A 20,913-nucleotide genomic window follows, 5' to 3' on the forward strand; every position below is an offset into this window, starting at 1 on the left:
AGCTCCGGCTCCTACGATCCCGTGCCACCCACGGTAATCGCATCAATTTTCAAAGTTGGCTGGCCGACACCTACCGGCACCGACTGCCCATCCTTGCCGCACGTGCCCACGCCGCTGTCCAGCGACAGGTCGTTACCGACCATCGACACCTTGCTCATGGCTTCCGGCCCGTTACCAATCAGCGTCGCCCCTTTGACCGGCGCGGTAATCTTGCCGTCTTCGATCAGGTACGCCTCGCTGGTGGAGAACACGAACTTGCCGCTGGTGATATCCACCTGGCCGCCGCCGAGGTTGGCGCAGTAGATACCGCGTTTTACCGAGGCAATGATTTCTGCCGGATCGCTTTGACCACCGAGCATGTAGGTGTTGGTCATGCGCGGCATCGGTAGATGCGCATAGGACTCACGACGGCCGTTACCGGTGCGCGCCACGCCCATCAGGCGGGCGTTGAGCTTGTCTTGCATGTAGCCCTTGAGCACGCCGTTCTCGATCAGGGTGGTGCATTCGGTCGGCGTGCCTTCGTCATCGACGCTCAGCGAACCACGGCGGCCGGCCAGGGTGCCGTCATCGACAATGGTGCACAGCTTGGACGCAACCATTTCGCCCATGCGCCCGCTGTAGGCGGAACTGCCCTTGCGGTTGAAATCGCCTTCCAGGCCATGGCCCACGGCTTCGTGGAGCAACACGCCAGACCAACCCGAACCCAGCACCACCGGCAAGGTGCCGGCCGGCGCGGGAATCGCTTCCAGGTTGACCAATGCCTGGCGCAGCGCCTCACGGGCATAGCCCATGGCACGGTCGTCAGCAAGGAAATAACGGTAGTCGGTGCGTCCGCCGCCGCCATGACCACCGCGCTCGCGGCGCCCGTTCTGTTCGACGATCACACTCACATTGAAACGCACCAGCGGCCGTACATCCGCCGCCAGCCCACCGTCGGTGGACGCCACGAGGATGCGCTCCCACACGCCAGCCATGCTCACGGTCACTTGCTGGATACGCGGGTCCAAGGCACGGGTAGCAGCGTCGATACGCTTGAGCAGCTCTACCTTTTCCGCACGACTGATCACTTCCAAGGGGTTATCCGGCGCATACAACTGCGCCACGTCCTGGGTACTGAACGCCTGCACCGTGCCATTCTGCCCGGCACGGGAGATCGAACGGGCGGCACGCGCCGCCAGGCCCAGGGCCTCCAGGGTGATCGCATTACTGTAGGCAAAGCCGGTCTTCTCACCCGATTGCGCGCGGACGCCTACGCCCTGGTCAAGGTTGAAACTGCCTTCCTTGACGATCCCATCTTCCAACGCCCAGGACTCGGAAATCTGCCCCTGGAAATACAGGTCAGCCGCATCGATACCCGGCCCGGCCAGATCGCCGAGCACGGCTTGCAGGCTTTCGATGGTCACGCCACCGGGTGCCAGGAGGTGATCACTGACTGAGGACAACAACTCGCTCATAGGTTTGGCCTTAAATTCATCGTTCTGAAGCAGGCCGCTGCGCGCCCTGCGAGAAAAAGCGCCGGTGATTGGCCACCGGCATGCGCGTCCGTATCGACGCCTGTTCACTGCTATCGCGTTCGGCCAGTAACACCGCTTCGCCTTGATCCTGTTGCGCCAGCACTCGGCCCCAAGGGTCGACAATCGCCGCATGGCCAAACGTTTCCCGTGGGCCTGGGTGCACACCGCCCTGGGCGGCTGCCAGCAGGTAGCACTGGGTTTCGATGGCACGTGCGCGAATCAGCACATCCCAGTGTGCAGCCCCGGTCACCGCCGTGAAGGCCGAGGGCGCGGTAATCAGTTCAGCCCCCGCCGCACGTAACTCGCTGTACAGCTCGGGGAAACGCAGGTCGTAACACACCGTCAACCCCACACGGCCCACCGGCGTATCCGCCACCACCACATGGTTACCGAAAGCATAGTCGTCAGATTCGCGATAACGACCGCGAGCATCCGCCACGTCCACATCAAACAGATGGAGTTTGTCGTAGCGAGCGACGATTTCACCCTGATCATTGATCAGCAGCGAGCAAGCATTGGGTTTGGCGTGGGGCTGGTCCTTGGGCGGCAGCGGCAATGTGCCGGCCACTATCCATAAGGTGAGGTCGCGGGCGGCCTGTTTCAACCAGGGCAGCACAGGCCCTTGGCCCAACGCCTCGGCGCGGCCAATGTCGGCCAAGTCGCGGCGGCCCATGGCGGCGAAATTCTCTGGCAGCACCGCGAGTTTCGCACCATCGGCCGCCGCCTGCTCCAGCAGGCGACGCGCCTGGGCGAGGTTGGCCAGCACGTCACTCTGGCTGACCATTTGAATTACCGCAAAGGACATGGGCCGACACTCCAGACAGGGCATGGGGCCATGCTACTCCACAGGCTCTCAGTTTGGCTTTTCAAATGGCTTGTCGAAGGTGATTTTTGGATCCTTCCAGGGGCCTTGCACCTTGTATTGCACACTGGCGAAGCGCGAAACCCGGTCACCGATCAGCTTGTCGATCAAAAACAGCGCACCACCAATGGCCGGCGCACCGACAATCAGCGCCGCAATCGGCAGGTTGTTGGTCACAGGCAAGGTGACCAGCAATTTGGCGTCGACGCGATCGGCCACCAGATCCAGGGCGCCGTTAAGCTCCAGGTTGGTGGAAGGCCCGGTCATGGTGATGGGCTCGCGGGTCACGAACACGCCATTACTGGCGGCCAACAAGCCTTTGACCCGGTCGTAGCTCAAGCCCTTGCCGAACAAGTCGGAAAAGTCCAAACGCAAACGCCGGCCAATGGAGTTGAAGTTAAGCAGGCCAAACACTCGCAATGCCTGGGCACCGCCCTCCACTTCGACGAACTGACCTTTACGGAACGCGGCATCCAGACTGCCGGAAAACCGCTTGGGCCCGACCCAGGCCGGCGACCCCGGCCAGCGGCCATCCACGTCCAGATGAAAGTCTTCGCTGGTCACCGTAGGCGCAAAACCCCAGCCCTTGAGCACGTCGGCAATGTTGCGCCCATCGAGGCGGCCCTTGTACCAACTGCTGCTGGCGCCTGGCGCACCTTCCCAACCCCCGGCGCCCTTGAGCAGCATGCCCTTGAGGCCAAGGTCGAGGTTATTGAAGGCCAGCCCTTTGGCGGTGGGGCGGATCCTCAGCGACCAGGCCCCGATCAGGTCCGAGCCCTGGAACAGCTGGTCGACGGCAATATCCAGCGCCGGAATGCTTTTTGGGTCGATATCGGCCAGCGGGTCCGGCGCGTTTTCGTCCGCCTGCGCGGTCGGGTCTGGCGCAGGCAATTTCACATACTTGAGGTTGACCGCAATCGGCGCGCCTTTGGCGTCCGGCAGGTTCACCGCGCCCTTGGCTTGCTGGCTATCGAGTTGCAGGCCCCAGGCCGCTGGTTTGCGATCGAGCTGCAAGCTGACCTGATCAAACTGGGTACCAAACCCGGTCAGTTTGCCCACCTTGAAGTCCGCACCGCTGAGCAGTTGCTTGGCATTGCCACCTGGATCATTGCCCGCGTAGCGATCAGCAAGCTTCTTCCAGGGATCGATATCCAGTTCCGACAGCACGCCACGAATGCGCAGGCCCTTGGCACCGGGCAACACGGCATCGCCGTCGCCGAGGAACAGTTCGCCGCGGCCATCATTGAACTTGTCCGGCGGCGCGGCAAAAGTGAAATTCGCCAACTCGCCGTAATCAAACCAGTAACGGCGCTCAGCACCCTGCAAGGTCATGCGAAAGGTGCTGTCACGCCCCTGGCTGGCGGGCATGCCGAACGGTGCCGGCAGGTCCACCGCGACACCCTTGAGGTTGGAGTTGACCATCAACTGGCTGTCCGCGCCGTCGAGGATCACTTGCAACTGGTACGGAATATCGCCGGAGACCGGCAACGGCTGGCTGATTTTCAACCAGTCCGTAAGGCGCTTGACGGTGACCTGGCCATTGGCAGTCACCCGCGTGCTGATATTGCCCGGTTTGCCTTCGGCAAAGATCTGCGCCGTGATGGGGCGGTCGAACGCCTGGGCCGAGATCTTCTGCCCGCTCAGGCCCTTGGCGCTGTCGAAGCGAAAATCACCCTTGAGCTGGGTCAGGTCCAGCGGCGGCTCGGCCAATTGCAGACGCGCCTTGTCGGTCTTGAAGTCCACCAAGATCTTGGGCTCAGTGCCTTTGGCCAGCGGTACGTCCAGGTCCAGGCTACCTTGCAGGTCGCCCTCGCCTTTCCAGCCGGCGAACGTAGACGCCGTGCCGATAGGGGCTTCTTGAAGGATCTTCAGGCCGTCGCCCAAACCGCCGGAGAACCCGCCCGTGAGCAGCAGATGACTGTCCCCGCCCGCTGGGGCGTGGGGGATATTGACGTAGACATCCTTGACCTGGGTGTCGAGCAACTGGCCCTTGCTCGCCAGAATGCGTACGCCGCTCTCCTCGACAAACACTTCGCCATTGACCTTGTTCACATGAGGCCAGCCCGGCTGGAAGGCGAGTTCGGCATCATGCACCTTGAAGAACAGGCTGATATTGCGCGATGCGGGCAGCGCATTGTGGCTGAGCGAGCCCTGGTACTGGAAGAAGCCTTCGTCCACCGCGCCCTTGAGGATCGCCGTGCGCAGCCATTCATCCAGCGCCGGGCTCAACACGGCCGGTAGGTACTTGGGGGTGAAACGGCCATCGCCATCGACCATGCCGACCCGCAGGTCCATGTAGTCTTCCTGGCTGTGGTCGAAATGCAGGCGAATCAGGAAGTCCGCCGCCACCTTGCCTTCCTCGCCCAGTACCTTGATATACGGGGCGATCAGGGTGAAGCCTTGCTTGTCCAACTTCCAGGTCAGGCGCGCATTGGCCTGGATGTACTGCCACGGCTTGGCGAAGATCGGATACAGATGCAAGGAAAAGTCCTTGCTGTCCATGCGCAACTCACCTTGGCCCAGGTCGCCACTGATGCTGCCGGACACATTGCGTGCGGCCGGCGCGCCAAAGTAGGCATCGAAGCCGACACGCTCCAGGTTGGCGGCAAAACTGAGTTTGCGATCGGTGATGTCTTGCGGTCGGAAGTCCACCAGCACATTGCGTAACAGGCCAGTGGCTTTGAGGTGTTCGACGGCCTTGGCGAAACCGTCCGGTAGCGGCGCCAAGGCGTTGAGCAACGGGGTAATGGGGGTCAGGTCGAGGCGGTCGGCCTGCAATTTCCACACTTCCTGTTCCTTGTCGGTCGCCAGGCTTTGCTGCAATTGCAGGCGCGACTCCCAGCGGGTTTCGCCAATGTTCATCGCCAGGGAATCAAACAGCACCTTAAGGCCAGCGTCACTGCGCTGCAGGTAGGCGGTCAGGGCCAGGTTTTCAAGGTGCACCGGCTTACGGTCGGCGTAACTGCCCTTCACTTGGGGCGAATTGAGGCGTACCGCCGCGCTTTGCACCGTGCCTTTGGCCCAACTGAGCCAAAACTCGCCGCCAGCCTTCAATTGCGTCAGCTTCCATTGCTGGGTCAGTTTGGCGGGAATCCACTTGGCCCAGTCGCTTTGCGGCAGGCTCAGGTAGGCATCGACCTCAGCGTCTTGCCACTGGCTGGCACGAATGCGGCTACGCAGGCTGACCGCCAACGGTTGGCCATCGGGCAATGTCAGGCGAGCGTCCAGACGCTGCTGGCTCATGCCGGTATGCAGGCTCAGGCCCACATAGGTCACGGTCACTGGTGCCTGGTCGAAGGGTTGCAGGGTCACCTGGCTGTCCAGCACCGACACGCGCTTGACCATTTGCATGCGCGTCAGCAGTTGTTGCGGGTCCAACGGCTGGTCGTCCTGCACCGGCAAGCCTTGCAGGGTCCAGCGGCCGTCCTGGTCTTCCTTGACACTCAGTTGCAAGCCACTGACTTGCAGATGGGCGATACGCACTTCGCGGGCCAACAGGCTGGCCCACATATCCGGCACCACTTCCACCTGGTCCAGGCGCAAGGCACTGCTGCCCTCGCCGACCATGACGTCGTGAGCCAGCAATACCGGGGCAAACCCGCTCCAGCGGCCTTCAAGGCTGCCGATATGCAGCGGCGTATCCAGCGCAGCCTGGGCCTTGGCCTCCACTTCGGCGCGGTATTCGGCCACCAGCGGGGTGAGTTCGCGCCCCAGGCTCACGTACACCGCCGCCAATACCAGCAACAACGCGCACAGGCCCAGGCCCCAACGGGTCAAAGCGGCAAAAAAGCGTATCAGACGCTCCATGTCAGGCGACCCTCAAAAACGGTTAGCGGACCGCAGATCAAGGTCTGCCGGTCTCGAAGAAAATGCACAGTTGGGGATCAGAGCAACACCACGTCGTATTGTTCCTGGGAATACATGGTTTCGACCTGGAAGCGAATCGTGCGACCGATAAAACTTTCCAGCTCGGCGACGTTACCGGACTCTTCGTCCAGAAGGCGATCCACCACCTTCTGATTGGCAAGCACTCTATAACCTTCGGCCTGATAGGCGCGCGCCTCGCGCAGGATCTCGCGGAAAATCTCGTAGCAAACCGTTTCCGGGGTCTTCAGTTTGCCGCGCCCCTGGCAACTGCTGCACGGCTCGCACAGTACCTGTTCCAGGCTTTCACGCGTGCGCTTGCGGGTCATCTGCACCAGGCCCAACTCGGTGATGCCGATGATGTTGGTCTTGGCGTGATCGCGCTCCAGTTGTTTTTCAAGCGTACGCAGCACCTGGCGCTGGTGCTCTTCATCTTCCATGTCGATAAAGTCGATGATGATGATGCCGCCCAGGTTACGCAGGCGCAGTTGACGAGCGATGGCCGTGGCCGCTTCGAGGTTGGTCTTGAAGATCGTCTCTTCAAGGTTGCGATGGCCCACGAAGGCACCGGTGTTGACGTCGATGGTGGTCATGGCTTCTGCCGGGTCCACCACCAGGTAGCCGCCGGACTTGAGTGGCACCTTGCGCTCCAGGGCTTTCTGGATTTCGTCTTCGACGCCATACAGGTCGAATATCGGCCGCTCGCCGGGGTAGTGTTCCAGGCGATCGGCGATTTCTGGCATCAACTCAGCGACAAATTGCGTGGTGCGCTGGAAGGTTTCCCGCGAGTCGATGCGAATTTTCTCGATCTTCGGGCTGACCAGATCGCGCAACGTGCGCAACGCCAGGCCAAGGTCTTCATAAATGACGCTGGGCGCGCCAATGGTCTTGATCTGCGCGTCGATTTGGTCCCACAAGCGCCGCAGGTAGCGAATATCCATGAGGATCTCGTCAGCGCCAGCGCCTTCTGCGGCGGTGCGCAGGATAAACCCGCCCGCTTCCTTGATGCCCTCGGCGGCGACGCAGTCGCTGACCACCTTCTTCAGGCGCTCGCGCTCGGCTTCATCTTCGATCTTCAAGGAAATGCCCACATGGGCGGTGCGCGGCATGTACACCAGATAGCGCGAGGGAATCGACAGCTGGGTGGTCAAGCGGGCGCCCTTGGAACCGATGGGGTCCTTGGTGACTTGCACCACCAGGCTCTGGCCCTCGTGCACCAGAGCGCTGATGCTTTCCACCGCAGGGCCCTCGCGCAAGGAAATTTCCGAGGCATGGATAAACGCTGCACGGTCCAGGCCGATGTCGACGAAGGCCGCCTGCATGCCCGGCAATACGCGCACCACCTTGCCTTTGTAGATATTGCCGACGATCCCGCGCTTCTGGGTGCGCTCGACATGCACTTCTTGCAGAACACCGTTCTCTACCACCGCCACGCGCGATTCCATCGGCGTGATATTGATCAGAATCTCTTCACTCATGGCTGGGTCTCGTTCAGGCGTTTTCACAATAGTGACCGTTCGCTTAAGGCTTGGCGCTGGAATACGGCGTTCAGCACACGGTAAGGTTTTGCCAACAGGGTATGCCGAATTGGGCGAGCAGTTGCGCGGTTTCGCAGACTGGCAGGCCCACCACGGCGGAATAACTGCCATTCAGCCCGGCCACAAACACCGAGCCCAGCCCTTGGATAGCATAGCCGCCGGCCTTGTCCTGCGGTTCGCCACTGTGCCAGTAGGCGGTAGCCTCCCGCACAGAAACCTCGCGGAAACGTACACGGCTGCTGACACATCGGGTTTCACATTGCTGGCCGTCGGTCAGGGCGATGGCGGTGAGCACTTCATGCTCGCGGCCGGAAAGGGCCATCAGCATGGCCAGTGCATCAGCCTGGTCCACCGGCTTGCCCAGGATCCGCCCATCGACAATCACCGCCGTGTCGGCCCCCAGTACGCAGGTGCTCGAGGTGTGGCCAAGCGCGACAAAACCTGCCGTCGCCTTGCCCCGCGCAAGGCGCTCGACATAGGCAACGGCAGGTTCGTCGTTCAGGGGAGTTTCATCAATAGCGGCGCTGACCAGGGTGAAGGGCACACCGATCTGGGCCAGCAGTTCACGTCGCCGCGGGGAGCCCGAGGCCAGATAAAGCGAATTCATTGCAGACTCTCCCTGTGGGGTTCGATAACCAGGCAGAGCCTCGCAATCCATTCAATTGATTTTATAGCGACGACGCAGCCCACGCAGGCCAAAACTGATCCAGGGCCATAACAAGGCGCTGACCAGCGCCGGCAGAACCAAGGCCAGGGTCGGCTGGCGGTTGCCGGTCAACGCGCTGAGCCATAGTTGCACCAACTGCGCCAGGCCGAATATCACCAGGATCACCAGGCACTGCTGCCACATCGGGAACATGCGCAAGCGCTGCTGCAGCGACAGCACCAGAAAGGTAATCAGGGTCAGGATCAACGCGTTCTGGCCTAGCAAGGTGCCATACAGCACATCTTCGGCCAACCCCAGGCACATGGCCGTGAGCATGCCCACCTTGTGCGGCAGGTTCAATGACCAGAACGCCAGCAACAAGGCCAGCCAGAGCGGGCGCAGGATTTCCATGAACTGCGGCAGCGGCGAGACGCTGAGCAGCAAGCCGATGGCGAAGGTCAGCCAGACGATCCAGCCATTGCGTGAATGAGTACCCGCCATTAGTCCCCCCTCTGCGGTGTGGTGGCCGGAGCGGCGGTCGGTTTAGCCGGGCGCGCGTTATGCGCGGCAGGTTTGGCCGGCGTTGCCACAGGTGCTGCAGCTGCCGGTGCAGGTGACGTGGCTGGGGCGGGTGCAGGTGGGCCAACAAAAGCAGGTTTTGGCACCGTGGCCGGCACGATAGGCGCGGTGCCATTCTGCTGGTCCTCCGCTTCCTGGGCCTGGGCAGCGTCGTTAGCGCGCTCTTCCGGGGTGCGGTTGTCGCTGAACACCAGCAGCAGGTAACGGCTGCGGTTCAGCGCGGCAGTCGGTACCGCCCGAACGATAGCGAACGGCTGGCCGGAATCGTGGATCACCTCTTTGACCGTCGCCACCGGATAACCCGCCGGGAAGCGCTGGCCCAGGCCAGAGCTGACCAACAGGTCGCCTTCCTTGATGTCAGCGGTATCCGCCACATGGCGCAGCTCCAGGCGTTCCGGGTTACCGGTGCCGCTGGCGATTGCGCGCAAGCCGTTACGGTTGACCTGCACCGGAATGCTGTGGGTCGTATCCGTCAGCAACAGTACCCGCGAGGTGTAGGGCATCAACTCCACCACCTGGCCCATCAGGCCACGGGCATCGAGCACCGGCTGGCCAAGCACCACACCGTCGCGCTCACCCTTGTTGATGATGATGCGGTGGGTAAAGGGGTTGGGGTCCATGCCGATCAGCTCGGCCACTTCGACCTTTTCGTTGACCAGCGCGGAAGAATTGAGCAACTCGCGCAGCCGAACGTTCTGCTCGGTGAGGGCCGCCAGCTTTTGCATGCGCCCCTGCAACAGCAGGTTTTCAGTCTTGAGTTTTTCGTTCTCGGCGACCAGTTCGGTGCGGCTGCCAAATTGGCTGGACACGCCCTGGAAGAGACGTTGCGGCAGGTCGGTGATCCAGTAGGTCTGCATCAACACCAGCGACATCTGGCTGCGCACCGGCTTGAGCAGTGCAAAGCGGGCATCGACCACCATCAGCGCGACCGAAAGCACGGTCAGCACCAATAAGCGCACACCCAATGAGGGGCCTTTGGCGAAAAGCGGTTTAATAAGCCGCTCCTCCCAGGCAAATGTTCTCTTTATTCATACGGCATCAAACCGGCCTGGATGCAGATTGAAGAAGATAAACGCCAACAGGCAGCACTGCAAAGTGCTGCCTGCCGACGAAGCATGAACCATCCAGGCAATCTTATTCGCTGGAGAGCAGGTCCATGGTGTGTTTATCCATCATTTCCAGCGCACGACCACCGCCACGGGCAACGCAGGTCAGCGGGTCTTCGGCGACGATCACTGGCAGGCCGGTTTCCTGGGCCAGCAACTTGTCGAGGTCGCGCAGCAAGGCGCCACCACCGGTCAGTACCAGGCCACGCTCGGCAATATCGGAAGCCAGCTCCGGCGGCGATTGTTCCAGGGCACTTTTCACCGCCTGAACGATGGTGGCCAGGGACTCTTGCAGAGCTTCCAGCACTTCATTGGAGTTCAGGGTGAAGGCACGTGGAACGCCTTCGGCCAGGTTGCGACCGCGCACATCGACTTCGCGCACTTCACCGCCTGGGTAAGCGGTGCCGATTTCCTGCTTGATGCGCTCGGCGGTGGATTCGCCGATCAGGCTGCCGTAGTTACGACGCACATAAGTGATGATCGCTTCGTCGAAGCGGTCGCCGCCCACGCGCACGGATTCGGCATACACCACACCGTTCAGGGAAATCAGGGCGATTTCGGTAGTACCACCACCGATATCCACCACCATCGAACCGCGCGCTTCTTCCACCGGCAGGCCGGCACCGATCGCAGCCGCCATTGGCTCTTCGATCAGGAATACTTCACGGGCACCGGCGCCAAGGGCCGATTCACGGATGGCGCGACGCTCCACCTGGGTGGACTTGCACGGAACGCAGATCAGCACGCGAGGGCTGGGCTGCAGGAAACTGTTTTCGTGAACTTTGTTGATGAAGTACTGCAGCATCTTTTCACAGACGCTGAAATCGGCGATCACGCCATCCTTCATCGGACGAATGGCAGCAATATTGCCTGGTGTACGGCCGAGCATGCGCTTGGCCTCGGTGCCAACGGCAACGACACTTTTCTGATTACCATGGGTCCGAATGGCCACAACCGATGGCTCATTCAGAACGATACCGCGCTCGCGCACGTAAATAAGGGTGTTGGCAGTGCCCAGGTCAATGGAGAGATCGCTGGAAAACATGCCACGCAGTTTCTTGAACATGGGGAAAGGACCCTAGGCAACGCGTGGGTAAAAAAGTGCGGCAAACTCTAACAACGACAGGGATTTTGGGCAAGGCGCCAATGTGCTAAATTGGCCGACTTTCTGTGCACCAACCCCCACAATCGCGGCCTTATGACCGTAGAAATGCGGTAGTGTTCCGACAATCTAACACACGGACGCCCTCCGTTCTGTTTTCCACTGGAGAATCCCATGGCGCTTGAACGCTCCGACGTGGAAAAAATCGCACATTTGGCCTCGCTTGGCCTTAATGATGCCGATCTTCCACAGACCACCGCAGCCCTGAACAGCATTCTCGGGCTGGTCGACCAAATGCAGGCCGTGAATACCGACGGCATCGAGCCCCTGGCTCACCCACTGGAAGCCAGCCAGCGCCTGCGCGCAGACGTCGTGACCGAACGCAATAATCGCGAGGCCTACCAGTCCATCGCGCCAGCGGTCGAAAACGGCCTGTACCTGGTTCCGAAAGTCATCGACTAAAGGGAAAGAGCCTTTCATGCATCACATGACTCTGGCCGAGATCGCCCGCGGTCTCGCCGACAAATCGTTTTCTTCCGAAGAGCTGACCCAGACCTTGCTGGCGCGTATCGCCGCGCTCGATCCGAAGGTCAACAGCTTCATCAGCCTCACCGAGGAGCTGGCCCTGAGCCAGGCCAAGGCCGCCGACGCCCGTCGCGCCAACGGTGAGAACGGCGCGCTGCTCGGCGCACCGATCGCCCACAAGGACCTGTTCTGCACCCAGGGCATTCGCACCAGCTGCGGCTCGAAGATGCTCGACAACTTCAAGGCACCCTACGACGCCACTGTGGTCGCCAAGCTGGCCGCCGCCGGCGCCGTGACCCTGGGCAAGACCAACATGGACGAATTCGCCATGGGTTCGGCCAACGAGTCCAGCTACTACGGCGCGGTGAAAAACCCGTGGAACCTGGAACACGTCCCGGGTGGTTCGTCCGGTGGTTCGGCGGCGGCCGTGGCCGCGCGCTTCCTGCCGGCCGCTACCGCCACCGATACCGGCGGTTCGATCCGCCAGCCAGCCGCCTTCACCAACCTCACCGGCCTGAAGCCGACCTACGGTCGCGTTTCCCGCTGGGGCATGATCGCCTACGCCTCAAGTCTCGATCAGGGCGGCCCCCTGGCACGCACGGCTGAAGACTGCGCAATATTGTTACAAGGCATGGCAGGCTTCGATAAACAGGACTCCACCAGCATCGACGAGCCAGTGCCGGACTACAGCGCCAGCCTGAACACCTCGATCAAGGGCCTGCGCATCGGCGTGCCGAAGGAATACTTCAGCGCCGGCCTCGACCCGCGTATCGCCGAACTGGTGCAAAACAGCATCAAAGAGCTCGAAAAGCTTGGCGCCGTGATCAAGGAAATCAGCCTGCCGAACAACCAGCACGCGATTCCCGCCTACTACGTGATCGCGCCAGCAGAGGCCTCTTCCAACCTGTCGCGTTTCGACGGCGTGCGCTTCGGCTACCGCTGCGAGAACCCGAAAGACCTCACCGACCTGTACAAACGCTCCCGCGGCGAAGGCTTCGGCAGTGAAGTGCAGCGCCGGATCATGGTCGGGGCCTACGCCCTGTCCGCCGGCTACTACGACGCGTACTACCTCAAGGCGCAAAAAATCCGTCGCCTGATCAAGAACGATTTCATGGCCGCCTTTGAAGAAGTCGATGTGATCCTCGGCCCGACCGCGCCAAACCTGGCGTGGAAGATCGGCGCCAAGACCGGCGACCCGATCGCCGAGTACCTGGAAGACCTCTACACCATCACCGCCAATCTCGCGGGCTTGCCGGGCTTGTCCATGCCCGCAGGTTTCGTCGATGGCCTGCCGGTGGGCGTGCAATTGCTCGCCCCATATTTCCAGGAAGGCCGCCTGCTCAATGTGGCGCACCAGTACCAGTTGAACACCGACTGGCACACCCGCACCCCTACCGGCTTCTGAGGAGAACACTATGCAATGGGAAGTTGTGATCGGGCTGGAGATTCATACCCAACTCGCCACCCAATCGAAGATTTTCTCCGGTAGCGCCACCACGTTCGGCTCCGAGCCCAATACCCAGGCCAGCCTGGTCGACCTGGGCATGCCCGGCGTGCTGCCGGTGCTGAACCAGGAAGCAGTGCGCATGGCCGTGATGTTCGGCTTGGCGATTGACGCCGAAATCGGCCAGCACAACGTGTTTGCGCGCAAGAACTACTTCTACCCGGACCTGCCCAAGGGCTACCAGATCAGCCAGATGGAACTGCCGATTGTCGGCAAGGGCCACCTGGACATTCCCCTGGAAGACGGCACCATCAAGCGCGTCGGCGTCACCCGTGCGCACCTGGAAGAAGACGCCGGCAAAAGCCTGCACGAAGAATTCCCGGGCGCTACCGGTATCGACCTGAACCGTGCTGGCACGCCGCTGCTGGAGATCGTGTCCGAGCCGGACATGCGCAGCGCCAAGGAAGCCGTGGCCTACGTCAAGACCATCCACGCGCTGGTGCGCTACCTGGGCATCTGCGACGGCAACATGGCCGAAGGCTCGCTGCGTTGCGACTGCAACGTGTCGATCCGCCCCAAGGGCCAGGTCGAGTTCGGCACCCGCTGCGAGATCAAGAACGTCAACTCGTTCCGCTTCATCGAGAAGGCGATCAACAGCGAAGTACGTCGCCAGATCGAGCTGATCGAAGACGGCGGCAAGGTGATCCAGCAAACGCGCCTGTACGATCCGAACAAAGACGAAACCCGCGCCATGCGCAGCAAAGAGGAAGCCAACGACTACCGTTACTTCCCCGACCCTGACCTGTTGCCAGTGGTGCTGGAGGATTCCTTCCTCAATGACATCCGCGCCACCCTGCCGGAACTGCCGCAGCAAAAACGCGAGCGCTTCCAGGAGCAGTTCGGCCTGTCGGTCTACGATGCCAGCGTCCTGGCCTCCAGCCGTGAACAAGCCAACTACTTCGAAAAAGTCGTGAGCATTGCCGGCGACGCCAAGCTGGCGGCCAACTGGGTGATGGTCGAGCTGGGCAGCCTGTTGAACAAACAGGGCCTGGAAATCGACGAAGCGCCGGTCACCGCCGAACAACTAGGTGGCATGCTGCTGCGCATCAAGGACAACACCATCTCCGGCAAAATTGCCAAGACCGTGTTCGAAGCGATGGCCGCCGGTGAAGGCAATGCCGACGAGATCATCGAGAAGCGTGGCCTCAAGCAAGTCACCGACAGCGGCGCCATCTCGGCCGTGCTCGATGAAATGCTCGCGGCCAATGCCGAACAGGTCGAGCAATACCGCGCCGCAGACGAAGCCAAGCGCGGCAAGATGTTCGGCTTCTTTGTCGGCCAGGCGATGAAAGCCTCCAAGGGCAAAGCCAACCCGCAACAGGTGAACGAACTGCTCAAAAGCAAGCTCGAAGGCTGATCCATGATCGTTCCCACGCTCTGCGTGGGAACGCCTCACGGGACGCTCCGCGTCCGCTTTTGTGACGCGTAGCGTCACCAGCTGCATTCCCACGCAGAGCGTGGGAACGATCCAACGGGGACATCTTGAAATGAAGCGTCTACTCGGCCTCCTGGCCCTGTCCTCCCTGCTGGCCGGTTGCGCCAGCGGCCTCATCGACCCCAACGGCTACGACGAAACCGGCACCGCGTCCTATTACGGCGCCAAGCACCATGGCAAGAAAACCGCCAGCGGTGAACCTTTCAACCAGAACGCCTTGACCGCCGCCCATCGGCGCCTGCCCTTCGGTACGCAGGTCAAGGTGACCAACCTCGACAACAACCGTTCTGTCGTGGTGCGTATCACTGATCGCGGCCCGCATACCCGTGGCCGCCTGATCGACGTTTCACGCAAAGCTGCCGAGCAGTTGCGCATGCTGCGCAGCGGTACCGCACGGGTACGCGTGCAAGCCCTGAACAACTGATCGAGGCAGCCTTGAGCATTTTCGGATTGAACGCCCTCTCACCCTGGAGCCTGCTCGAACTGGTGGGCGGCCTGATCTTGCTGATCATCGGCGCTGAAATCCTGGTACGCGCCGCAGTACGCCTGGCGGCGAGCCTCAAGGTGCGGCCACTGATCATCGGCTTGAGCATCGTCGCCTTCGGCAGCAGTGCGCCGCAGATGACCGTCAGCCTTCAGGCCACGCTGGCCGGCAACACGGATATCGCTGTGGGCAGTGTCATCGGCAGCAGTATCTTCAACATCCTCGTGACCCTGGGCTTGTCCGCACTGATCATTCCGTTGCGGGTCTCGCGGCAACTGGTGCGCGTAGATATCCCGGTGATGATCGTCGCCGGCCTGCTGGTATTTATCCTGGCGGCTAACGAAATGCTGACGCCCTTCGATGGCGCCGTGCTGCTGGTGGCGCTGGTGGCCTACGTTGGCGTATTGCATTACCAGACGCGTCATTCCCGCCGCCCGCGCACTCTGGACACCGTGGCGAAGGCGCCATGGCTGAGCAGTGTGCTGCTGATGCTCGGCGGTTTGCTGGTGCTGGTGCTGGCCGGGCATTTGTTGCTCGGCGCAGCGGTGGATGTAGCGGGCGATCTCGGATTGTCGGAGCGCGTCATCGGCCTCACGTTGATCGGCGTCGGCACCTCGCTGCCGTGCCTTGCCACGTCGCTGATCGCCGCGTTGCGTGGCGAACGGGAGATCGCCGTGGGCAACGTGATCGGCAGCAACGTGTTCAACCTGCTCGGCGTGCTGGGCTTCACCGCACTGGTGGCGCCGACGCCGCTGTCGGTCTCGCCCAACGCCCTGGACTTCGATTTACCGGTGATGCTCGGCGCCATCATCCTGTGCCTGCCGGTGTTCTATACCGGCTATCGGGTAACACGTATCGAAGGGCTGGTGCTGCTGGGGCTGTACCTGGCGTACGGTCTGCATGTCATGGCCTTCACCACTGGCATGCCGCTGGCCAACAAGCTTGAACAATTGATGCTGTATTACGTCCTGCCAGCGTTAGGGGCTCTGCTGTTGTTCACCTCACTGCGCGCCTGGCACCGCCAACACAAGAGGGAATCGCAATGACCGAACAGAAAAAACCCGGGGTTGAAGTACGTCGCCAGGTCATGGGCGATGCGTTCGTCGACCGCGCCCTGGGTAATGCCACGGCGTTCACCCAACCGCTGCAGGACTTCGTCAATGAGCACGCGTGGGGCAGCGTCTGGAACCGCGAAGGGTTACCGCTCAAGACCCGCAGCCTGATCACCCTCGCCGCCCTCACCGCCCTCAAGTGCCCGCAGGAACTCAAGGGCCATGTGCGCGGTGCGCTGAATAATGGCTGTACGGTGGAGGAGATCCGCGAAGCGCTGCTGCATTGCGCGGTGTATGCAGGGGTGCCGGCGGCGATTGATGCGTTTCGGGCGGCGCAGGAAGTGATTGAGGCGTATCAGGCCGATCAGCAGTGACTGTCCTGTAGCTATCGCAGGCAAGCCAGCCCCCACACTTGAGGGTATTCACACGTCCACATGTGGGAGCTGGCTTGTCGGGTCGCCGCATCGCTGCGATGGGGCCTCAAGCTGCCCGCCGATTTCAGATCCAACCACCCGCCTGCAACACAAAAATCCCGATATTCGTGGTCACCGCCGCCATCAGCGTGGTGATCACGATAATCGCGGCCGCCAGCTCATGATTACCCTGCGCCGCCCGGGCCATCACAAAGCTTGCGGCGGCGGTCGGCGCGCCGAAATACAGAAACAGAATCCCCAACTCCGGCCCTCGGAACCCCAGCAACCACGCGCCCAGGGTGGCGATCACCGGTAGCCAGATCATCTTCATCAGGCTCGCGCTCAACGCCATGTTGCCGCTCTTGCGCAGCGCGGCCATGGACAAGGTGCCACCGATGCAAATCAACGCCAGTGGCAGCGTGGTATCGGACAGGTACTGCAAGGATTTCTCAAGCCAACCGGGCACGCCGATCTGGAAGTACGCGAACGGCGTAGCGACGATCACGCTGATAATCAGCGGGTTGGCCAATACGCTTTTGAAGATGCTCCACGGGTCGGACTTGATCACCGGGCTATAGACCGCCAGCACAATGGTCGACAGCGTGTTGTAAAAGAGGATCACCAGCGCGGCGAGGATCGCGCCCAGGGATATGCCGTAATCGCCGTACATACTGGCCGCCAGTGCCAGGCCGATGACCCCGTTATTGCCACGAAACGCGCCTTGGGCGTAGATGCCTCGGTCTTCGCGCTTGCAGCGAAAGATCGCCCAACCCCAGGCCACGGCAAAGCTCACCAGGGTGGCGACGCAGAAGTAGATGAGCAGGCCCGGCTTGAGCGCCGAGTGCAGGTCGGCATGCAGAATGCCAAGGAACAGCAGCGCCGGCATGGCGACGTTGAACACCAGGGACGATGCGGTGTGGATAAAGTTGTCATTGATCCAGTTGATGCGCTTTAGAAACACGCCCAGGAACAGCATGGCAAACACCGGCGCGGTGATGGTGAGGGTGGTGAGGAAGATTGCCAGCATGCCGGGGAGAACCTTGGTGGGCGTCGTTAGTTGGCTAATGATAAGCCAGTCCGAGCGGGTTCGTGTGGGCAACGCCATTCAAATGTGGGAGCTGGCTTGCCGTCGTAGGAGCGAGCTTGCTCGCGAGAAACTCCCAGGCGCCGCGTTCATTCAGTTAACACGCGTTATCGTTGGCGTCTTTCGCGAGCAAGCTCGCTCCTACAGGGTTAGCGCCTGGTTTCAGGTAATCGGCGCCGGGTTGAACAGCGTGATGTCGTTATGCAGCTTATGCCGCTCTGCCCAGGTCTGCTTCTTGCCGCTGGCCACATCCAGATAGAAGTGGAACAGCTCCCAACCCAGCTCCTCGATACTCGCCCGCCCCGTCGCAATGCGCCCGGCGTCGATATCGATCAGGTCCGGCCAACGCTGGGCCAGTTCGGTGCGGGTCGAAACCTTCACCACCGGCGCCATCGCCAGCCCATACGGCGTGCCGCGCCCGGTGGTGAACACGTGCAGGTTCATCCCCGCTGCCAGTTGCAAGGTGCCGCAGACAAAATCACTGGCCGGTGTGGCGCAGAAGATCAGGCCCTTTTCCTTGAAGCGCTCGCCAGGGCCAAGTACGCCGTTGATGGCACTGCTGCCGGATTTGACGATGGAACCCAACGACTTCTCGACAATATTCGACAGCCCGCCCTTCTTGTTACCCGGCGTGGTATTGGCGCTGCGGTCTGCCTCGCCCTTGGCCAGGTAACGGTCATACCAGTCCATTTCCCGGACCAGCTCGCGGGCAACGTCCGGGTTCTTCGCGCGTGAGGTCAGCAGGTAAATCGCATCGCGCACTTCAGTCACTTCGGAAAACATCACCGTCGCGCCGGCGCGCAGTAACAGGTCCGAGGCATACCCCAGCGCCGGGTTGGCTGTGATGCCGGAGAACGCATCGCTGCCGCCGCACTGCATGCCCAGGATCAACTCGGAGGCCGGCACGGTTTCGCGGCGACGCTGGTTGAGTTTTTTCAAGCGCACGTCGGCCAGGGCCATGATCTGCTCGATCATTTCGGTAAAACCATGGCTGGAATCCTGCAAGCGATACAGCCACGGCTCGCTCAGGTCCACGGAGCTGTCGTTGTCGTGCATCACCTGGCCGGCCTGGAGCTTTTCACAGCCCAGGCTGATCACCAAGGCTTCGCCGCCCAGGTTGGGGTTGCGCGCCAGGTTGCGCACGGTGCGGATGGGGATGTAGGCATCCGTCGCCGTAATCGCCACGCCGCAGCCGTAGCTGTGGGTCAGCGCCACCACGTCATCGACATGCGGGTACTGGGGCAGCAACTCGTCCTTGATGCGCTTGACCGCATGGTCCAGCACGCCGGTAACGCATTGCACGGTGGTGGTAATGCCGAGGATGTTGCGCGTTCCCACGGTGCCGTCCGCATTGCGATAGCCCTCGAAGGTAAACCCCTCCAGGGGCGCCTGGGTTTCAGGCACCTCGGTGGACAGCGGCAAGCTGTCCAGCGGCGGTGCGGTGGGCATGCGCAACTGGTCCTCCTGCACCCAACTGCCACGCGGAATCGGCGCCAGGGCATAACCGATGGTCTGGCCGTAGCGAATAATCTGGCCGCCCTCGGGGATGTCTTCCAGCGTCACCTTGTGGCTCTGCGGGATGAAATCCACGGTGACCAGCCCGTCGGGAAACTCGGTACCGGCGGGTACCCCTTGATCGTTCACCACGATCACCACATTGTCGCGCTCGTGCAAACGGATCGAGCGCGGCGAGTCGGCATGTTCAATCAACTGCATCACACGAACCTCAGGAATGCGCTTGAGAAAGGTTGGTCAACTCAGGGCCCTGGGTAGGCGGCTCCTTGAGCACCACGCGCTTGATCGGGCCGACAATCACCAGGTAACTGAACACCGCCACCAGCGCGTTGGCGCCCACGAACACCAGCGCCCATTTGAACGAGCCGGTGGTGCTGATGATGTAGCCAATCACAATCGGCGTGGTGATCGAGGCCAGGTTACCGAAGGTGTTGAACAAGCCGCCACTGAGGCCTGCGATTTGTTTCGGTGAGGTGTCGGACACCACCGCCCAACCCAGTGCGCCAACGCCTTTGCCGAAGAAGGCCAAGGCCATGAAGCCCACCACCATCCATTCGATGTCCACGTAATTGCACGCCACGATGCTGCTGGAAATCAGCAGGCCACCGATGATCGGCGCCTTGCGTGCGAAGGTCAGCGAATGGCCTTTGCGCAGCAGGTAGTCGGAAATCACCCCGCCGAGCACTCCGCCGATAAAGCCGCAGATCGCCGGTAACGAGGCAATGAAGCCGGCCTTGAGGATGGTCATGCCACGCTCCTGCACCAAGTACACCGGAAACCAGGTCAGGAAGAAGTAGGTGATGCCGTTGATGCAGTACTGGCCCAGGTAGACGCCGAGCATCATGCGGTTGGTCAGGAGCTGGCGGATGTAATCCCACTTCGGCCCGTCGGTTTTTTTACCCTTGTCCTTGTCCTGATCCATATCGACCATCGCGCCATTGGCAGCGATGTGATTGAACTCGGCCTCGTTGATCATCGGGTGCTGGCGCGGGCTGTGGATAACTTTCAGCCAGATCAGCGAGAAAACAATGCCGATCACGCCCATCACGATAAACACGTGCTGCCAGCCGAAGCGATAGACGATCCAGCCCATCAACGGCGCGAACAGCACCGTGGCGAAGTACTGGGCCGAGTTGAAGATCGCCGACGCAGTGCCGCGTTCAGCCGTAGGAAACCACGCCGCAACAATACGGGCATTTCCAGGAAACGACGGCGCCTCGGCCAAGCCCACCATGAAGCGCAGCATAAACAGCGCGACCACCGCAGTGGAGACGCCAAACTCACCGACATAGCCTTGCAGCACGGTGAACAGCGACCAGGTGAAAATGCTCAGGGCATAGACTTTTTTCGAGCCGAAACGGTCGAGCAGCCAGCCACCGGGAATTTGCCCGGCCACGTAGGCCCAACCGAATGCAGAGAAGATATAACCGAGGGTGACCGCGTCGATACCGAGGTCTTTTTGCAGGCTGGAGCCGGCGATAGCGATGGTGGCCCGGTCGGCGTAGTTGATCGTGGTCACCAGGAACAGCATGAGCAGGATCAAATAGCGGACGTGGGTCGGCTTGGTCGCTTGCATGTAGAAGTACTCCCACTAATTATTTTTTTTGCGGGTAATGATTTTGTATTGCCTGGTTGCGCCTCCCTGTAGGAGCGAGCTTGCTCGCGAAGAACTTCAACGATCACGCGGGCA

General features: G+C 61.4%; 17 protein-coding genes. 6 read left to right on the forward strand and 11 right to left on the reverse strand.

What is annotated here, in order from left to right:
- Nucleotides 1–11: 11 nt before the first annotated feature.
- The 8 genes from tldD to mreB all read right to left on the reverse strand — a co-directional run bounded on the left by tldD (nt 12) and on the right by mreB (nt 11,175).
- Entirely contained in the window at nt 12–1,454 is a 1,443-nt protein-coding gene (gene tldD, locus HBO10_RS05055; protein ID WP_034126304.1) for a metalloprotease TldD, read from the reverse strand.
- Nucleotides 1,455–1,470: 16 nt separating this feature from the next.
- Nucleotides 1,471–2,319, reverse strand: a complete 849-nt coding sequence (locus tag HBO10_RS05060; RefSeq protein ID WP_034126303.1) for a carbon-nitrogen hydrolase family protein — start codon at nt 2,317–2,319, stop codon at nt 1,471–1,473.
- Nucleotides 2,320–2,367: 48 nt separating this feature from the next.
- Complete coding sequence (locus tag HBO10_RS05065) at nt 2,368–6,183, reverse strand: YhdP family protein (RefSeq protein WP_169921942.1); 3,816 nt, start codon at nt 6,181–6,183, stop codon at nt 2,368–2,370.
- Between the two features lie 77 nt (nt 6,184–6,260).
- Nucleotides 6,261–7,718 carry a ribonuclease G gene (rng, locus tag HBO10_RS05070; protein ID WP_003188562.1) on the reverse strand — a complete coding sequence of 486 codons (1,458 nt, stop codon included), beginning with the start codon at nt 7,716–7,718 and terminating at the stop codon, nt 6,261–6,263.
- Nucleotides 7,719–7,788: 70 nt separating this feature from the next.
- Nucleotides 7,789–8,385, reverse strand: a complete 597-nt coding sequence (locus tag HBO10_RS05075; RefSeq protein WP_034126301.1) for a Maf family protein — start codon at nt 8,383–8,385, stop codon at nt 7,789–7,791.
- 51 nt (nt 8,386–8,436) lie between these two features.
- Entirely contained in the window at nt 8,437–8,925 is a 489-nt protein-coding gene (gene mreD, locus HBO10_RS05080) for a rod shape-determining protein MreD (RefSeq protein ID WP_034126300.1), read from the reverse strand.
- Nucleotides 8,925–9,998, reverse strand: coding sequence for a rod shape-determining protein MreC (gene mreC / locus HBO10_RS05085; protein WP_072447076.1), 1,074 nt, complete (start codon nt 9,996–9,998; stop codon nt 8,925–8,927). Before mreC ends, mreD begins: the two co-directional genes overlap by 1 nt.
- A 139-nt stretch (nt 9,999–10,137) precedes the next feature.
- Nucleotides 10,138–11,175 (reverse strand): rod shape-determining protein MreB, encoded by a 1,038-nt coding sequence (mreB, locus tag HBO10_RS05090; protein ID WP_002555108.1) that lies wholly within the window; start codon nt 11,173–11,175, stop codon nt 10,138–10,140.
- A gap of 210 nt (nt 11,176–11,385) precedes the next feature.
- Between mreB and gatC the strand changes: the two genes are divergently transcribed.
- The 6 genes from gatC to HBO10_RS05125 all read left to right on the forward strand — a co-directional run bounded on the left by gatC (nt 11,386) and on the right by HBO10_RS05125 (nt 16,585).
- On the forward strand, nt 11,386–11,673 hold the full coding sequence (gatC, locus tag HBO10_RS05095) for an Asp-tRNA(Asn)/Glu-tRNA(Gln) amidotransferase subunit GatC (RefSeq protein WP_003188556.1): 288 nt from the start codon (nt 11,386–11,388) through the stop codon (nt 11,671–11,673).
- 16 nt (nt 11,674–11,689) lie between these two features.
- Entirely contained in the window at nt 11,690–13,141 is a 1,452-nt protein-coding gene (gene gatA, locus HBO10_RS05100; RefSeq protein ID WP_014716920.1) for an Asp-tRNA(Asn)/Glu-tRNA(Gln) amidotransferase subunit GatA, read from the forward strand.
- 10 nt (nt 13,142–13,151) lie between these two features.
- On the forward strand, nt 13,152–14,597 hold the full coding sequence (gene gatB, locus HBO10_RS05105) for an Asp-tRNA(Asn)/Glu-tRNA(Gln) amidotransferase subunit GatB (RefSeq protein WP_005784800.1): 1,446 nt from the start codon (nt 13,152–13,154) through the stop codon (nt 14,595–14,597).
- Nucleotides 14,598–14,727: 130 nt separating this feature from the next.
- Nucleotides 14,728–15,099 (forward strand): septal ring lytic transglycosylase RlpA family protein, encoded by a 372-nt coding sequence (locus HBO10_RS05115; RefSeq protein ID WP_034126298.1) that lies wholly within the window; start codon nt 14,728–14,730, stop codon nt 15,097–15,099.
- A 26-nt stretch (nt 15,100–15,125) separates the two neighbouring features.
- Nucleotides 15,126–16,205, forward strand: coding sequence for a calcium/sodium antiporter (locus HBO10_RS05120; RefSeq protein WP_034126297.1), 1,080 nt, complete (start codon nt 15,126–15,128; stop codon nt 16,203–16,205).
- Nucleotides 16,202–16,585, forward strand: coding sequence for a carboxymuconolactone decarboxylase family protein (locus tag HBO10_RS05125; RefSeq protein ID WP_034126296.1), 384 nt, complete (start codon nt 16,202–16,204; stop codon nt 16,583–16,585). The genes HBO10_RS05120 and HBO10_RS05125 overlap by 4 nt, the downstream gene beginning before the upstream one ends.
- 124 nt (nt 16,586–16,709) lie before the next feature.
- On the opposite strand, the gene HBO10_RS05130 is transcribed toward HBO10_RS05125, so the two are convergent.
- The 3 genes from HBO10_RS05130 to HBO10_RS05140 all read right to left on the reverse strand — a co-directional run bounded on the left by HBO10_RS05130 (nt 16,710) and on the right by HBO10_RS05140 (nt 20,799).
- Nucleotides 16,710–17,651 carry an AEC family transporter gene (locus HBO10_RS05130; protein ID WP_034126295.1) on the reverse strand — a complete coding sequence of 314 codons (942 nt, stop codon included), beginning with the start codon at nt 17,649–17,651 and terminating at the stop codon, nt 16,710–16,712.
- 219 nt (nt 17,652–17,870) lie between these two features.
- Nucleotides 17,871–19,424, reverse strand: coding sequence for a galactarate dehydratase (gene garD / locus HBO10_RS05135; protein ID WP_032903376.1), 1,554 nt, complete (start codon nt 19,422–19,424; stop codon nt 17,871–17,873).
- Nucleotides 19,425–19,434: 10 nt separating this feature from the next.
- On the reverse strand, nt 19,435–20,799 hold the full coding sequence (locus tag HBO10_RS05140) for an MFS transporter (protein WP_034126294.1): 1,365 nt from the start codon (nt 20,797–20,799) through the stop codon (nt 19,435–19,437).
- Nucleotides 20,800–20,913: the final 114 nt, after the last annotated feature.

This window comes from Pseudomonas sp. WS 5503, from assembly GCF_012985385.1.
In the GTDB taxonomy this organism is placed as follows: Bacteria; Pseudomonadota; Gammaproteobacteria; order Pseudomonadales; family Pseudomonadaceae; genus Aquipseudomonas; species Aquipseudomonas paracarnis.

Bases quoted from the DNA above. Each gene is read 5' to 3' on its own strand.
- garD (WP_032903376.1), bottom strand. From the start codon at position 19,424: ATGCAGTTGATTGAACATGCCGACTCGCCGCGCTCGATCCGTTTGCAC.
- gatC (WP_003188556.1), top strand. From the start codon at position 11,386: ATGGCGCTTGAACGCTCCGACGTGGAAAAAATCGCACATTTGGCCTCG.
- HBO10_RS05075 (WP_034126301.1), bottom strand. From the start codon at position 8,385: ATGAATTCGCTTTATCTGGCCTCGGGCTCCCCGCGGCGACGTGAACTG.
- HBO10_RS05115 (WP_034126298.1), top strand. From the start codon at position 14,728: ATGAAGCGTCTACTCGGCCTCCTGGCCCTGTCCTCCCTGCTGGCCGGT.
- rng (WP_003188562.1), bottom strand. From the start codon at position 7,718: ATGAGTGAAGAGATTCTGATCAATATCACGCCGATGGAATCGCGCGTG.
- HBO10_RS05065 (WP_169921942.1), bottom strand. From the start codon at position 6,183: ATGGAGCGTCTGATACGCTTTTTTGCCGCTTTGACCCGTTGGGGCCTG.
- mreD (WP_034126300.1), bottom strand. From the start codon at position 8,925: ATGGCGGGTACTCATTCACGCAATGGCTGGATCGTCTGGCTGACCTTC.
- HBO10_RS05140 (WP_034126294.1), bottom strand. From the start codon at position 20,799: ATGCAAGCGACCAAGCCGACCCACGTCCGCTATTTGATCCTGCTCATG.
- HBO10_RS05130 (WP_034126295.1), bottom strand. From the start codon at position 17,651: ATGCTGGCAATCTTCCTCACCACCCTCACCATCACCGCGCCGGTGTTT.
- HBO10_RS05060 (WP_034126303.1), bottom strand. From the start codon at position 2,319: ATGTCCTTTGCGGTAATTCAAATGGTCAGCCAGAGTGACGTGCTGGCC.
- gatB (WP_005784800.1), top strand. From the start codon at position 13,152: ATGCAATGGGAAGTTGTGATCGGGCTGGAGATTCATACCCAACTCGCC.
- tldD (WP_034126304.1), bottom strand. From the start codon at position 1,454: ATGAGCGAGTTGTTGTCCTCAGTCAGTGATCACCTCCTGGCACCCGGT.
- HBO10_RS05125 (WP_034126296.1), top strand. From the start codon at position 16,202: ATGACCGAACAGAAAAAACCCGGGGTTGAAGTACGTCGCCAGGTCATG.
- gatA (WP_014716920.1), top strand. From the start codon at position 11,690: ATGCATCACATGACTCTGGCCGAGATCGCCCGCGGTCTCGCCGACAAA.
- mreB (WP_002555108.1), bottom strand. From the start codon at position 11,175: ATGTTCAAGAAACTGCGTGGCATGTTTTCCAGCGATCTCTCCATTGAC.